Genomic DNA, 14304 nt, shown 5'->3' with positions numbered 1-14304 from the left:
TTATCAAAATTAATGATGAGATACAAAAAAACAAACCAATTACTCTCTATGAGTAACTAGTTTGTCTTCAATCTGAGTCACTTTCTCATTGAGAAAGTGACTTTATTGTTATTATTTCTTTTTAGGCTTAACTGGTTTAGGGAAAATATTAAAGTAAATAATCAAGGTTAATGCTAAACCTAGAGAACCTAATCCTAAACCGGGTAAGACAAATTGAATTAAAACAGAAAAGAGAGTTGGCAATGTTGAACAATAAACTAAAATTTTAAAAACTTCAGAGAATTTTAAATTAACCATTCTTAATTTAGTGAAAAGACTAGCGAAAAATGTCATAACAACTAAATCGAATAAAAAGCTTAAAAAGATAATAAACATAGAAGTAAGAAGAACCACACCAAATAAAATCGTATTTTGTGCTTTCTCTGTCAACATGTTAGTTACAACAGTTTTATTCAGATTATTTAGTTGAGCTGTTGAGTAAGGTAATGAAAAAACGTTAGAATCTAAAACGTCAGCAGTTGAACCAACTGTAGGTAGAACGACCATCGCTTCGTCTTTTAATAAGGCAATTGTTAAAACACCGTTAGTAGCATCAGCTTCTATTTCTGGTTTGCTTCTCTTTCCTTCAGGGTCAAAGGTGAAAATCATTGAGTCTGTTTGATAGATAAAACCAGAATCTTTTTCTTTAGTCGTTAAAAGATTATTCTCAATAGAGAAGTCTGGTAATTTTTCAACGATCTTCTCGCCGTCACTTTTTAATGTATTGAGTATGCCCATGCTTTGAAAGGCAACAGGTAAACTCAAAATGATGGATAATAATATCATATATAAGAAAACATGAAAGCCTCGTTTTTTTCTTGCTTCAATTAAGAGAGCGGGTTGTTTAAAGGTTGCTTTAATTAAATTTAATGTACTCATAAATTCTCCTTTGAAAGTTCAATATCCTTAATTGTAACGCTTTTAATAAGGATAAACAAGTTTTTAACAACCTAGTTTAATTTTTTGTCTTTCCTTAAGTAAAGTGGTATATTTGAATTGTTAGAGATAACTAAGAAACATTAGGAGGATTTACAAAATGACTTATATTTTACCTGAATTACCTTATGCAAAAGATGCATTAGAACCACATATCGATGAGTTAACAATGACACTACATCATGACAAACATCACAACACTTATGTAACTAACTTAAATGCAGCGATTGAAAAATATCCAGAATTAGGTTCAAAATCAATTGAAGAATTAATTTCTAAATTAGATGAAGTTCCTGAAGATATTCGTATGGCAGTTAGAAACAATGGTGGTGGACATGCAAACCACACATTCTTCTGGGAAATCATGGCACCAAATGCTGGTGGCGAACCAACAGGAGCAATCAAGGAAGGTATTGAGTCAACATTTGGTAGCTTTGATACATTCAAAGAGCAATTCACAGCAGCTGCTACTGGTCGTTTTGGATCAGGATGGGCATGGTTAGTTGCCAATGACGGCAAATTAGAAATTATGTCAACACCAAACCAAGATTCTCCATTAAGTGAAGGAAAAACTCCTTTATTAGGAATTGATGTTTGGGAGCATGCTTATTATAAAAAATACAGTAACGTACGTCCAGACTACATTAAAGCCTTCTTTAATGTTATTAACTGGGAAGAAGTTAACAAACGTTATTCAGCAATTTAATGATAAAACAACTTTGAGTAAGAGAGATTCCTCTCTTACTCTTTTTTTATACTCGGATTTCTTTACAATTAAGGGCAAAATAGACTATTATAGATGAAAGAATGTAAATACTAATAATGGACTTTTTGTGAGGAAAATTAGGTCCAAATGTTTCATAATCAAAAGAAGAAGTAAGGAGGGCTACGATAGTGTTAGAAATAAGTAAAGAAGATGCTTTAGAAGCACTTAACCAAGAAGCCTCAAAAATTAGACAACTCATTACCAATCAACGAAATTACCAATGTATTACGCAATGTAAGGCATTTGAGGAAGTAGTCGATACTCAAATGTTTGGTTTTTCCAAACAAGTGGATTACGCACAGAAAATTGGTATTTTAAATAAAAAAGAAGGCAGTCTATTGATTGCAAGTTTGGAACAAGAATTAAATCAAGTGTATGGGCTTGTTTATGATGAACAAAAAAAGAAAGATCTAGGTAGTGAGAGGAAGTGAGTTCTTTGCCCAAACACGTGAAGAAAAGATTGTATTTAGATTACTCCATATTAATTCCGTATTTAATTTTATCCATTTTAGGAATTATTATGGTTTATAGTGCCAGCTCAGCTAAACTGGCTATGCAGGGAAAAAACCCAGGGACAGATGCCATTAAACAGGCTATCTTTTTTATTGTCTGTCTGATTGCTATTACCTGTATCTATCAAATGAAGACAAAGGTGTTTCAGAATAAAGCCTTTATTATGGCAGCCATTATAGTCATCAGTTTAATGCTTGTCTTGACGAAGTTTTCTAATTTAGGTCAATCAGGTGGTGGTGCAGATGGTTGGTTAAACATAGCTGGTTTTACGATTCAACCAGCGGAATTTTTAAAGATTGTTGTTATTTGGTATTTGGCCTATATCTTATCAAGACGACAAAATCGAATTAATCAAAATTTTAAAGAAGCAGCAATGAAGCCTCTTATTTTAATTGGAGGTTTAATTTTTTTAGTTGTCATTCAACCAGATAATGGGGGAGCAGTTATCTTAGCGTTAATTGCTTCTATTATGATTTTTGCAAGTGGTATTAATTACATATATACATTGTTAGCCATGGGAGCTGGTGTGGTTGGTTCTTATTTACTAGTTAACTTAATTACACTAACAGGTGGCATGTTATTTCCTGGACGCTTTCAGTATGTTTATAATCGTTTTAGAACGTTTTCGAATCCTTTTATTGATCCGCTTGGAGATGGTCATCAAATGGTCAACTCTTACTACGCCATGAGTAATGGGGGTTGGTTTGGTTTAGGGATTGGTAATAGTATTCAGAAAAAAGGTTTTTTACCAGAAGCACAGACAGATTTTATGTTTTCGATAGTCATTGAAGAACTAGGACTAATTGTTGCCTTAATTATTTTAGGAATTTTACTTTTCTTAATTCTTAGAATCTTTTTAATCGGTATTCGTTCAAAAGATACCTTTAATTCAATGATGTGTATTGGTGTAGCTGGAATGATTTTAATCCAGACATTCATTAATATTGGTGGTATTACTGGTATTATTCCTTTAACAGGAGTTACCTTCCCGTTCTTAAGTCAGGGAGGTTCAAGTTTGTTAACCTTATCCATTGGGATTGGTTTTGCATTAAACATTAGTGCGGATGAAAAGAAAAAACAATTTGATGCGCATAATGAGCGTATACAATTAGAATATTCGAGACAAGGCATGCTTGAGTATCGCCGTTAAAAAAGTGTAGGGGGAACAGATATGAAAAAAGTGTTAGTCGCAAACAGAGGGGAAATAGCTATCAGAGTATTTCGTGCGTGTACAGAATTAGGCATTCAAACAGTAGGTATTTATGCCACTGAAGATGAAAAATCAATTCATCGATTTAAAGCAGATGAAGCATACCTAGTTGGAAAAGGTAAAAAACCAATTGATGCTTATTTAGATATAGAAGACATTATTCGTATCGCTAAAGAAAGTCATGTAGATGCCATTCATCCAGGATATGGATTCTTATCTGAAAACCTAGGCTTTGCCAAACGTTGTGAAGAAGAAGGTATCACATTTATTGGTCCCACTGTTTCTCACTTGGATATGTTCGGTGATAAAATCAAAGCTAAAGAAGCTGCTATTTCAGCAGGTGTTCAATCGATTCCAGGAACAGATGGCCCTGTTGATTCAGTTGAAGAAGTGATTGCTTTTGGGTCTGAATTTGGCTATCCTGTGATGATTAAAGCTGCCCTTGGTGGTGGGGGACGTGGTATGCGTGTAGCTCACAACGAAGAGGAAGCAAGAGAAGGTTATGATAGAGCTAAAAGTGAAGCGAAAGCATCATTTGGTAACGATGAAGTTTACGTTGAGAAATATATTTCTAACCCAAAACATATTGAAGTTCAAATTTTAGGAGATACACATGGCAATGTGATTCATTTATTCGAAAGAGATTGCTCTGTTCAAAGACGCCACCAAAAAGTAGTAGAAGTAGCTCCTTGCGTGTCAATGTCAGAGGAACAACGAGAAGAAATTTGTCAAGCAGCTGTTAAGTTAATGAAACACGTTGGCTATGTGAATGCTGGAACTGTAGAGTTTTTAGTAGAAGGCGCTAATTATTATTTCATCGAGGTTAACCCTCGTGTGCAAGTCGAACATACAATCACTGAGATGATCACTGATGTGGATATTGTTATGGCTCAATTAGAAATTGCTATGGGAAAAGATTTGCATAAAGAAATTGGCATTCCTGAGCAAAAAGACCTAAGTATTCATGGATTTGCTATTCAATGTCGTATCACGACAGAAGATCCTTTAAACAACTTTATGCCTGATACTGGGAAAATCGATACCTATCGTTCTCCAGGTGGTTATGGAATTCGTCTTGACTTAGGAAATGCCTTTGCAGGAGCAGTTGTCACACCATTTTTTGACTCTTTACTAGTTAAAGCTTGTTCTCATGGTATTACGTTTGATCAAACGATCTCTAAAATGCAAAGAGCCTTGAAAGAGTTCCGTATTCGTGGCGTTAAAACGAATATACCTTTCTTAAATAATGTTATTTCACACCCAACTTTTAAATCAGGTATGGCTATAACAACATTTATTGATGAGACGCCAGAATTATTTGAGTTCCCTCGAGTTCGTGACCGAGGCAATAAAACTATGAAATACATTGGAGAAGTTACAGTTAATGGATTTCCTGGTATTGAAAAAAGTCAAAAAATTTATCACACAGAACCACGAATTCCTACAATTGTTCAAACAAAACCACGTGTGTTAACTGCTAAAAATATATTGGACCAGTCAGGTGCTGATGCAGTTGTTGATTGGATTAAACAATCTGATGAGGTGCTATTAACAGATACAACATTTAGAGATGCTCATCAAAGTTTACTAGCGACACGTATGCGTACAGCAGATTTAAAGAGAATTGCAAGTCAAACTGAGGAAGCTATTCCTGAGTTGTTCTCAAGTGAGATGTGGGGAGGAGCTACTTTTGATGTGGCTTATCGTTTCTTAAACGAAGATCCTTGGATTAGATTGAAAAAATTGCGTAAATTAATGCCAAATACCCTATTTCAAATGTTATTTAGGGGTTCTAATGCAGTGGGTTATCAAAATTACCCAGATAATGTGCTAAAAGAATTTATCGACGTAGCAGCTAATGAAGGTATTGATGTGTTCCGTATCTTTGATAGTTTAAACTGGTTACCTCAAATGGAGAAAAGTATCCAGTATGTTCGAGATGCTGGTAAAATTGCTGAAGCAGCGATTTGTTATACGGGAGATGTGATGGATAGTTCTCGCTCTAAGTACAATTTAGCTTATTATGCGAATATGGCTAAAGAATTGGAAAAGATGGGAGCTCATATTATTGGGATTAAAGACATGGCAGGTTTATTAAAACCACAAGCTGCCTACCATTTAATTACAGAATTAAAACAAACCGTTGATATTCCTATCCATTTACATACTCATGACACAGCTGGTAATGGTATCATCACGTACTCTGCTGCAACAAAAGCAGGTGTTGATATTGTCGATGTAGCAGCAAGTGCCATGAGTAGTGCGACTAGTCAACCAAGTATGAGTAGTTTGTATTATGCCTTAGTTGATGGTCCAAGAACGCCATCAATTGATATTGATCATGTTCAACAAATCAATCATTACTGGGAAGATGTTAGAAAATTCTATGCACCATTTGAAAATGGGATAAGTGCTCCTCAAACAGAAGTGTATTCTCATGAGATGCCTGGCGGTCAATACTCTAACTTACAGCAACAAGCAAAAGCAGTGGGATTAGAAGAACGCTGGGAAGAGATTAAAGAATGCTATACTGAAGTGAACTTGATGTTTGGTGATATTGTTAAAGTAACGCCTTCTTCTAAAGTAGTTGGTGATATGGCCCTATTTATGGTTCAAAATAATCTAACTAAAGAGGATATCTATGAAAAGGGACGTGAATTTAACTATCCTGAATCAGTTATCAGTTTCTTTAAAGGAGACTTAGGTCAACCGACTGGTGGCTTCCCTAAAGAATTAAAAGAGATTATTTTAAATGGTAGAGAGTCTATTGAAGTAAGACCCGGTTCTTTAGCTAAACCAGTTGACTTTGCAGTTGTGAAACAAGAGCTACAACAATTAGTTGGTTTTGAACCAAGTCAAAAAGATGTTATCAGCTATATTATGTACCCACAAGTTTTCCTTGATTATTGTAAAATGAACGATAGTTTTGGAGATGTTGAATTACTAGATACGGTTACTTTCTTCCAAGGTATGCGTATTGGCGAAACAACGGAAGTGCGTATTGAAAAAGGTAAGACCTTGATTATTACACTTGATCAAATCGGAGACCCTGATTTAGAAGGAAATCGTGTTTTATTCTTCAATTTAAATGGTCAAAGACGTGAAATCGTTATTCGTGACCAAAATGTGAAATCACAAGTCCTACTGAAAGAAAAAGCAGAACCAACTAATAAAGGGCATGTGGCTGCAACTATGTCTGGTTCTGTCTTAGATGTGCTAGTTCAAGTGGGAGATACAGTAGAGAAAGGACAAGCCTTATTAATAACTGAAGCGATGAAGATGGAAACAACAATCCATTCAAAACGTAGTGGTGTGGTGAAGCGTGTCTTAGTAGGAAGTAGTGAACCAATTCAATCAGGTGATCTATTAATTGAATTAACCATTTAATCAAAACTAGGGGGAAGAAATGAAGAGAGTGATAGAATTTGCTATATGCTTACTAATCGTTTTTAGCATTGTTTATATGAAACCAGTCATTTCTTCCTACAATCAACCTAAACCAAAAAATGATTTAGTCGTAGAAGAAGTCAAAGTGTCTCATAAATCTGTTCCTTATTATGAACTCAATACGACAGGAATGGCGAATTACATTGGTATGACGGAAAAAGAGTTTTTAAAAGAATTTCCAGATCCAAAGAAAAAGTGGTTGTCATATAATCATTCAGAGTGGTTTGTGTATGGTGATAGTGTGACAGATTATTTTCAAGTAGAAATGAAAAATCATGTAGTTTCAAGTATTTTTGTTTTAGGAGATAAACTTGATTCGGCTCCCTTTACAATGGGGATGAATTTAGCAGATTTAGCTGAAATCACAACGATTTTTTCTAATTTTAATTTTGAGTATGGTGATGAGAAGTACGAGGTAGAGTTGACGGAAGATGATATGAATTATCGTCCGTTGGTCGCTTTTAACAACGGTACCTTTGCTATCCTTCATATTAATCAAGGGAATGGTCAATTAATGGCGGTTCGCTACTTAGATAAAAATAGTTTGTTAAGCATCATGCCTTATGAAATGAATCAAGTGAATCATGTTAAAAAGAATTTAGGGACAGATGAAGAAAATTGGCCGAAGATAAATGAAGATAACCGAGATCAATTAATGACGATTCTTAATTTGTTACGTGAAAAAGAAAATAAAGAGGTTTATCGACTAGATTCCAAATTACAAGTCGGTGCCACTAAGTCTCTTGAGTATCTAATGAATACACCAGAGAAGGTCATTGAGGACGCTGAAAGATTAGACACTTGGAAAGTTATGGTAGATGATCAAACAGATTCTAGATCCTTTTTACTTAATGAAAAAGAAATCAATCATTTAGCAAAAGAATTTTCTTTAGATTCTAAAAAGACTCATGGTATTTTTTACTTCCCTGTAACGGACGTTCCCTTTATGATGACTAATTGGTATGGAAGTCGTTTTTATCATGAAGAAGTATCACGTAAAGAAGATAAATACATTGGTATTTCTTTTAATCAAGAGATGGTCATGACTTTTTTAGGTTCTGAAAACAAACCAGAACAAACACGAGAAAGCAGTGGTGAAAAATGATTTATAACGAGTCAGTTTTTGAGATTGAAGAAATCGTTGGAGAGCTCTCTAAATCGATTAAGGAATGCCAATTGGTTAGCGAGTATGTCACAAGTTATGATTTAATGAAACGTAGTGAGGAAGTCTCTCATATTCAAAAAGAATTTCTAGAAGCCAAAGAAGCCTTTGAGAGAATTGAGCCTTACGGGAAGTATGCACCTGATTTTAAAGAAAAAAGACGTGCTTTACGAAAAGTGAAGCGTGAACTAGATACGAATGAATTAGTAAGTGAATTTAAATATCATGAAACGTCTTTACAGAATATGCTTGATTATATGACGTTTGATATTGCTAAATCTGTTTCTGACGAGATAAAAATAGATGCAGGCAATCCATTTTTTGAATTTGCTAAGAGAGGATGCGGAGGAAGTTGTCATGTTGGATAATAATATGTACGACACATTAGATGTGATTCCTAGACGAGGACTTATTGTCTGGGTATATAGTTTAAAACAATTAAAAAATTTAAGACGCTTTGGTTATGTTCATCACGTATCTCGTAAGCAAAAATACGTGGTATTGTATGTAGACGAAGTAGATGTTGACTCAACAATTGAACGTCTAGAAAAACAGTTTTTTGTTAGAAGTGTCGATAAATCAATGCGACCAGACATTAATATGAATTTTGACAATCGACTTGGTAATAAAGTAAGTGATACAAATGAACCAGTTGAGTTTGAAGAGCAAAACACAGAGATTGTTTTAGCGGATTTTGTTCAGTAAATGAGTGACGTAGGGAAAAGACTTGAAGACAAGTCTTTTTTTTATACCTTTTTGCTAATAATATATATACCAATTTTTTTATTTTTCTGAAAAAACACGGAAAAAGATTGACCTGAATAGATATTAGAAGTAATATTATGATGTTTCTGTTTTAGGTATATTATAATTTTATTAGTATACCTTTTGTTTTATTAGCGCCAGACCTATTAATATAGGTGACGAGGGAGAATTAATCGAATGTTTCGGCGGGTGATTCTAGGGTCTGCACTCTATAAACTTTTTACAAAATTAAACAGCAATGTTTTTGACAAATGAGAAGTTACGCAGAACAGAAAACGAATCAGATAAGAAAGTTGGAAAAGAATTTATGTGTGGAATTGTAGGAGTCGTAGGAAATAAGAGAGCAAAAGAAATTGTATTGACTGGTCTTCATAAATTAGAATATAGAGGATATGACTCAGCAGGTATCATGTTAAGTGAAAATGCTGAATTTACTGTTAAAAAAACACCAGGTAGAGTAGCTGAACTTGAAAAAGAAGTTGTTGGAATTGATGGTTTTAGTACAGGGATTGGTCATACAAGATGGGCAACTCATGGAGAGCCAAAAGAAGAAAATGCCCATCCTCATTTATCTAAATCAGGTCGTTTTGGTTTAGTTCATAATGGTGTGATTGAAAACTTTTCAGAATTAAAAGAAAAATACTTAACGGATGTGACTTTAGCAGGTGAGACAGACAGTGAAGTTATTGTAGAAGTAGTTGATTATTTCTCAAGAAAAGGCTTAGATACAATGAGTGCTTTTACAAGTATGCTTAAAGAAGTAAAAGGTTCATACGCTCTAGCTTTAATCGATATCGAAGATGACAGTCGTTTATTCTTAGCAAAACATAAAAGTCCTTTACTAATTGGATTAGGCGAAGACTTCAACTTAGTCGGTAGTGACGCAATGGCCATGATTAACGAAACCAATCAGTTTGTTGAAATTATGGACAAAGAACGCATTGTGTTAACAGCTAATACCATGACTATTTATAACGAAAATAATGAAGAAGTAGTCAGAGATGCTTACACAGCTGAAATTGATGCAAGTGATACAGAAAAAGGTTTGTACCCTCATTACATGAGTAAAGAAATTGATGAGCAACCAGCTGTTATGAGAAATTTAATTCAAGAATACTTAACGACAGAAGGTGCTAGTAAAATACCAACAAACATTATTTCTGACATGATTGAATCAGATCGTATTTATATTGTTGGATGTGGAACAAGTTGGCATGCTGGATTAGTTGGTAAAAAAATGTTAGAAGAACTAACAGGTATTCCTGTGGAAGTTCATTTAGCTAGTGAGATGGGATATGATATGCCTTTATTATCTAAAAATCCATATTTTATCTTCTTAACTCAAAGTGGCGAAACTGCTGATAGTCGTCAAGTATTAGTGAAAGTAAACGAATTAGGCTTACCATCGTTAACCATCACTAATGTAAAAGGCTCAACTCTTTCAAGAGAAGCAACACATACTTTGTTATTACACGCTGGACCTGAGATTGCAGTAGCGTCAACTAAGGCTTATACGTCTCAAATCGCTGTGATGTTGTTACTTGGAAAAGCACTAGGTGAAGAGAAAAATCGTAAAGTTGCTAAAGAGTTAGACTTAATTCATGAATTAAGTATTGTCGCAGGTGTGATGGAAACATTAATTGATGATAAAGATGTTTATGACCGATTGACAAGAGAGTATCTAGAAACAACACGTAATGCCTTTTATATCGGACGCGGTTTAGATTACGCTGTATCTTTAGAAGGAGCTCTAAAATTAAAAGAAATTTCTTACATTCAAGCAGAAGGATTTGCTGCTGGTGAGTTGAAACATGGAACTATCGCCTTAATTGAAGAAGGAACTCCAGTTATTGGATTAATTTCAAATGAGGTGACAAGTGCTCATACAAGAGGAAACATTATTGAAGTTGAGTCTCGTGGAGCTAAAGCGATGGTCATTGCGTTAGAAGGCTTAGATAAGCCAGGAGATGACATTGTATTACCACATGTTCATAGCTTATTAACACCATTAGTAATGGCCATTCCATTACAATTTATTGCTTATTATGCAAGTTTACATCGTGATTTAGATGTTGACAAACCAAGAAACTTAGCTAAAAGTGTAACAGTAGAATAATAACTAAAGAGGTTGTGACATAGGAATTAGCACCTATGTGGCAACCTCTTTTAGCAAAAAAGGTTTGAAAGCGTTTGATTGATATTCTTTTAGGTAACTCTTGTTTTTAATTTGAGAAAGATATATAATTGGACTATACCAAAATGACGGAGGCATGAAAATGAAAATTATCACAGTAAAAGATAATATCGAAGGCGGAAAAGTAGCTTTTGATTTAATAAAAGAAGAAATGGCAAAAGGCAATGTGACAACACTAGGTTTAGCGACAGGTAGTACACCTGAAACACTGTATCAAGAAATGACTGCAAGTGATTTAGATTTTAGTCAAATGAATTCTGTCAATTTAGATGAATACGTGGGCTTAGAAAAAAGCAATGACCAAAGTTATGATTACTTTATGAAGAAACATTTATTTGAAAAAAAACCATTTAAGCATAATTATTTACCAGATGGAATGGCTACAGACGGTGTTGCTGAGTGTCAACGTTACGATGAAATTATTGCAGCCAACCCAATTGATATTCAAATTTTGGGGATTGGGGAAAATGCTCATATTGGTTTTAATGAGCCAGGTTCTTCATTTGAAGGCATGACATCAGAAGTTCAATTAACTGAATCTACTATTGAAGCTAATAGCCGTAATTTTACTAAAAAAGAAGATGTGCCAACGCGTGCCTACTCAATGGGGATTAAATCTATTATGCAAGCTAAACAAATCATCTTATTAGCATATGGACCTAAAAAAGCTCAAGCTATTTATAATACGGTAAAAGGTGAGATGACTGAAGACGTTCCAGCAAGCGCTCTACAAAATCATCCCAATGTGACAATTATTGTGGACGAAGCAGCGGCTTCACTTTTAAACTAATCCATTAATCTTGAACTCGAAATAGTTCAAGATTTTTTTGTTTCCAATAGTTATTACATTCAACTTGGTGTAAAATGGGAGAAGTAAGGTAAAAATGAACATAAATGGAGGAATATGCTATGTCAATTGCTGTTTTAGGTGGAGCGGGTTATATTGGTTCTCATGCAGTACAAGCGTTAATCAAAAAGGGAGAAAAGGTTGTCGTAATTGATAATTTATTAACTGGACATAAAGAAGCTATTCATGAAGAAGCACTTTTTTACGAAGGAGATATTCGAGATAAAGAATTTATGTTATCTGTCTTTAAAAAAGAAGGAATAACTGGTGTCGTTCATTTTGCAGCCAGCTCATTAGTGGGTGAATCTGTTACGAATCCACTAAAATACTTTAATAATAATGTCCACGGGACTCAAATTACATTAGAGGTTATGCAAGAGTTAGGTGTGAAACATATTGTGTTTTCATCAACTGCAGCAACTTATGGTGAACCTGAGGAAACCCCGATTAAAGAAACAACACCAACTAATCCTAAAAACCCATACGGTGAAAGTAAATTAATGATGGAAAAAATGATGAAATGGTGTGATGAGGCATATGGTATTAAATTTGTTGCTCTACGTTACTTTAACGTAGCAGGAGCAAGCTTAGATACAAGTATTGGTGAAGACCATACACCAGAAACTCATCTTGTTCCAATCATTTTAGAAGCAGCATTAGGTAAAAGAGAACAAGTATCTATTTTTGGTGATGATTATGATACGCCAGACGGCACTTGTATCCGTGACTACGTTCATGTAGTTGATTTAAGTGATGCTCATGTATTAGCTTTAGATTATTTACAAAAAGGTAATGACAGTAACATCTTTAACTTAGGAAGCGCTGATGGTTTTTCAGTGAAAGAAATGATTGAGGAAGCTCGTAAAGTAACAACAAAAGAAATCCCTGCTGTGATTGCACCAAGAAGAGCAGGAGACCCTAGTACATTAGTTGCTTCTCCTGAAAAAGCTAAAGAGGTATTAGGTTGGAAACCACAATACACAAATGTGACAACTATTTTAGAAACAGCATGGGCATGGCATCAAAGCCATCCGAATGGTTATTAATAATTAAGGAGTCATCAAGATGGAAAATCAACGAATAAATGATTTTATCAATATCGCGATTCAATCTGGTGGTTGGATGGTATTGGATAAAGTGTACTTAAAAAATCGCCTACTTTCCTTAATCGGAGAATGGTCTGAACCAGAGAATACTTCTTTAGAAGGTCTGCCTTCTTCTACGGATTTATTAAAAGAAATGCTTATTGTAGCTGAAAATAATAACAAAGTAGATGCAACTAATCAAGTAGCTGTAGAGATATTAAGTGCTGAAATCATGGAATTGTTAACACCACCTCCCTCAGTTGTTAATGCACTTTTCTCTCAGCATTATGATCATTCTGAAAAAGAGGCAACAGATTATTTTCATTTGTTAGCTATTAACAATGGTTACATAGATGGAACTAGTTTAGTGAGCAAAGAAGTTGATATTCTAGAGACACCTTGGCAAGTTAAGCAAAAGTCTGATGTCAGACATAAAGAGATGATTTGTGAGCATTGCTTTGATAGTGAAGGTTACGGAGAGATGTACCAACGAATTAAACGTATCATTCGCATGAATCTAAAAGGTGAGAGTTGGGGCTTTTCTTATGCAGAATTACCATTAGTTGAAGAACATTGTGAATTCTTCCCTGAAGCCCATGAACCGATTACTTTTAGCCGTCAAACAATGGAACGCATGCTACGACTATTAGACATATACCCCCATTATTTTGTCGGATATGATGCCGTTAAAAATACTGGAAAAGAACATGGAAGTTTAATGGGCGGAGCTGTTTTGGTTCCTTTATTTCAAGCAGAAGAAGATTACGTTTTTGATATTCCAGGATTCGTTACTGTTTCAGCTTCTCTAGTGGAATGGCCAATATCAGTGATTCGCTTAAAAACAACTTCTAAGAAAAATTTAATTAATAGTATTGAGTATTTAATGCTTAGATGGCAACAATACTCTTATCCCTCATTAGACATTATGGCTAATGATGAATCAGGACAGAATCAACATTCTCTGATTCCTATCTTTAGAAAAGAGGGTGAGATGTTGATTGCCGACTTGTTACTTGTCGATAAGGGCGAATCCTTTGAAAGAAGTCAGGCTTATCGTGATTTGCTACTAGATGAAAATTCAATAGCTGATCGATTAGGTATTGTAACGATTACTAATGACATTGAATTAACAAATGAAACAGAGTTGCTAATTAAAGAGTCAATAGAAGAACAAGGCGTCTTTAAAAAATCTCCAGAAGGCATTAAAGCATTTATTAGATTTGTAGATACACTATAAGGATTAGGTCGGCTGAATAAGAAGTCGACCTATTTTTAATGAGTAAAAGAGTATCTTTTTTTTAGTGATTCCATTAAGATAGAGAGTAGAAAGTATTGAGAGG

General features: G+C 34.5%; 12 protein-coding genes. 11 read left to right on the top strand and 1 reads right to left on the bottom strand.

The genetic code is table 11. The features are described 5' to 3' along the window. Positions 1-111: 111 nt before the first annotated feature. Entirely contained in the window at positions 112-918 is an 807-nt protein-coding gene (locus DOK76_RS02125) for a DUF1189 domain-containing protein (protein WP_206964643.1), read from the bottom strand. A 157-nt stretch (positions 919-1075) separates the two neighbouring features. Here DOK76_RS02125 and DOK76_RS02120 point away from each other — a divergent pair, with 157 nt between their 5' ends. The 11 genes from DOK76_RS02120 to DOK76_RS02070 all read left to right on the top strand — a co-directional run bounded on the left by DOK76_RS02120 (position 1076) and on the right by DOK76_RS02070 (position 14201). Further along, on the top strand, positions 1076-1681 hold the full coding sequence (locus tag DOK76_RS02120) for a superoxide dismutase (RefSeq protein WP_206964642.1): 606 nt from the start codon (positions 1076-1078) through the stop codon (positions 1679-1681). Positions 1682-1869: 188 nt separating this feature from the next. After that, positions 1870-2172, top strand: a complete 303-nt coding sequence (locus tag DOK76_RS02115; protein ID WP_206964641.1) for a DUF1507 family protein — start codon at positions 1870-1872, stop codon at positions 2170-2172. Between the two features lie 5 nt (positions 2173-2177). After that, the gene (locus DOK76_RS02110) at positions 2178-3404 is read left to right on the top strand and encodes an FtsW/RodA/SpoVE family cell cycle protein (RefSeq protein WP_206964640.1); all 1227 of its coding nucleotides are present in this window, start codon (positions 2178-2180) and stop codon (positions 3402-3404) included. Positions 3405-3425: 21 nt separating this feature from the next. Then, positions 3426-6851 carry a pyruvate carboxylase gene (locus DOK76_RS02105; protein ID WP_206964639.1) on the top strand — a complete coding sequence of 1142 codons (3426 nt, stop codon included), beginning with the start codon at positions 3426-3428 and terminating at the stop codon, positions 6849-6851. Positions 6852-6870: 19 nt separating this feature from the next. After that, on the top strand, positions 6871-8016 hold the full coding sequence (locus DOK76_RS02100) for a CAP-associated domain-containing protein (protein WP_206964638.1): 1146 nt from the start codon (positions 6871-6873) through the stop codon (positions 8014-8016). Then, a complete protein-coding gene (locus DOK76_RS02095; RefSeq protein WP_206964636.1) occupies positions 8013-8441 on the top strand; it encodes a YlbF/YmcA family competence regulator in 429 nt (142 codons plus the stop codon). The genes DOK76_RS02100 and DOK76_RS02095 overlap by 4 nt, the downstream gene beginning before the upstream one ends. Next, entirely contained in the window at positions 8431-8778 is a 348-nt protein-coding gene (locus DOK76_RS02090) for a YlbG family protein (RefSeq protein ID WP_242542174.1), read from the top strand. The genes DOK76_RS02095 and DOK76_RS02090 overlap by 11 nt, the downstream gene beginning before the upstream one ends. Before the next feature lie 367 nt (positions 8779-9145). Beyond that, positions 9146-10954, top strand: a complete 1809-nt coding sequence (gene glmS / locus DOK76_RS02085; RefSeq protein ID WP_206964651.1) for a glutamine--fructose-6-phosphate transaminase (isomerizing) — start codon at positions 9146-9148, stop codon at positions 10952-10954. Positions 10955-11114: 160 nt separating this feature from the next. After that, the gene (locus tag DOK76_RS02080) at positions 11115-11822 is read left to right on the top strand and encodes a glucosamine-6-phosphate deaminase (protein ID WP_206964632.1); all 708 of its coding nucleotides are present in this window, start codon (positions 11115-11117) and stop codon (positions 11820-11822) included. 119 nt (positions 11823-11941) lie between these two features. Then, positions 11942-12925 (top strand): UDP-glucose 4-epimerase GalE, encoded by a 984-nt coding sequence (gene galE, locus DOK76_RS02075; protein ID WP_206964630.1) that lies wholly within the window; start codon positions 11942-11944, stop codon positions 12923-12925. Positions 12926-12944: 19 nt separating this feature from the next. Then, positions 12945-14201: a hypothetical protein gene (locus DOK76_RS02070; RefSeq protein WP_206964628.1), complete on the top strand. Its 1257-nt coding sequence runs from the start codon at positions 12945-12947 to the stop codon at positions 14199-14201. The last annotated feature ends 103 nt before the right edge of the window (positions 14202-14304 follow it).

It is taken from the genome of Candidatus Vagococcus giribetii, from assembly GCF_017316185.1.
Lineage (GTDB): Bacteria > Bacillota > Bacilli > Lactobacillales > Vagococcaceae > Vagococcus > Vagococcus giribetii.
The sequence above is the reverse complement of the archived record's forward strand: the minus strand, read 5'-3'. Positions and strand labels throughout refer to the sequence as shown.

Excerpts from the sequence above, each read along its gene's own strand:
- DOK76_RS02125 (WP_206964643.1), bottom strand. The coding sequence starts at position 918 with ATGAGTACATTAAATTTAATTAAAGCAACCTTTAAACAACCCGCTCTC.
- DOK76_RS02120 (WP_206964642.1), top strand. The coding sequence starts at position 1,076 with ATGACTTATATTTTACCTGAATTACCTTATGCAAAAGATGCATTAGAA.
- DOK76_RS02105 (WP_206964639.1), top strand. The coding sequence starts at position 3,426 with ATGAAAAAAGTGTTAGTCGCAAACAGAGGGGAAATAGCTATCAGAGTA.
- DOK76_RS02100 (WP_206964638.1), top strand. The coding sequence starts at position 6,871 with ATGAAGAGAGTGATAGAATTTGCTATATGCTTACTAATCGTTTTTAGC.
- DOK76_RS02095 (WP_206964636.1), top strand. The coding sequence starts at position 8,013 with ATGATTTATAACGAGTCAGTTTTTGAGATTGAAGAAATCGTTGGAGAG.
- DOK76_RS02090 (WP_242542174.1), top strand. The coding sequence starts at position 8,431 with ATGTTGGATAATAATATGTACGACACATTAGATGTGATTCCTAGACGA.
- glmS (WP_206964651.1), top strand. The coding sequence starts at position 9,146 with ATGTGTGGAATTGTAGGAGTCGTAGGAAATAAGAGAGCAAAAGAAATT.
- DOK76_RS02080 (WP_206964632.1), top strand. The coding sequence starts at position 11,115 with ATGAAAATTATCACAGTAAAAGATAATATCGAAGGCGGAAAAGTAGCT.
- galE (WP_206964630.1), top strand. The coding sequence starts at position 11,942 with ATGTCAATTGCTGTTTTAGGTGGAGCGGGTTATATTGGTTCTCATGCA.
- DOK76_RS02070 (WP_206964628.1), top strand. The coding sequence starts at position 12,945 with ATGGAAAATCAACGAATAAATGATTTTATCAATATCGCGATTCAATCT.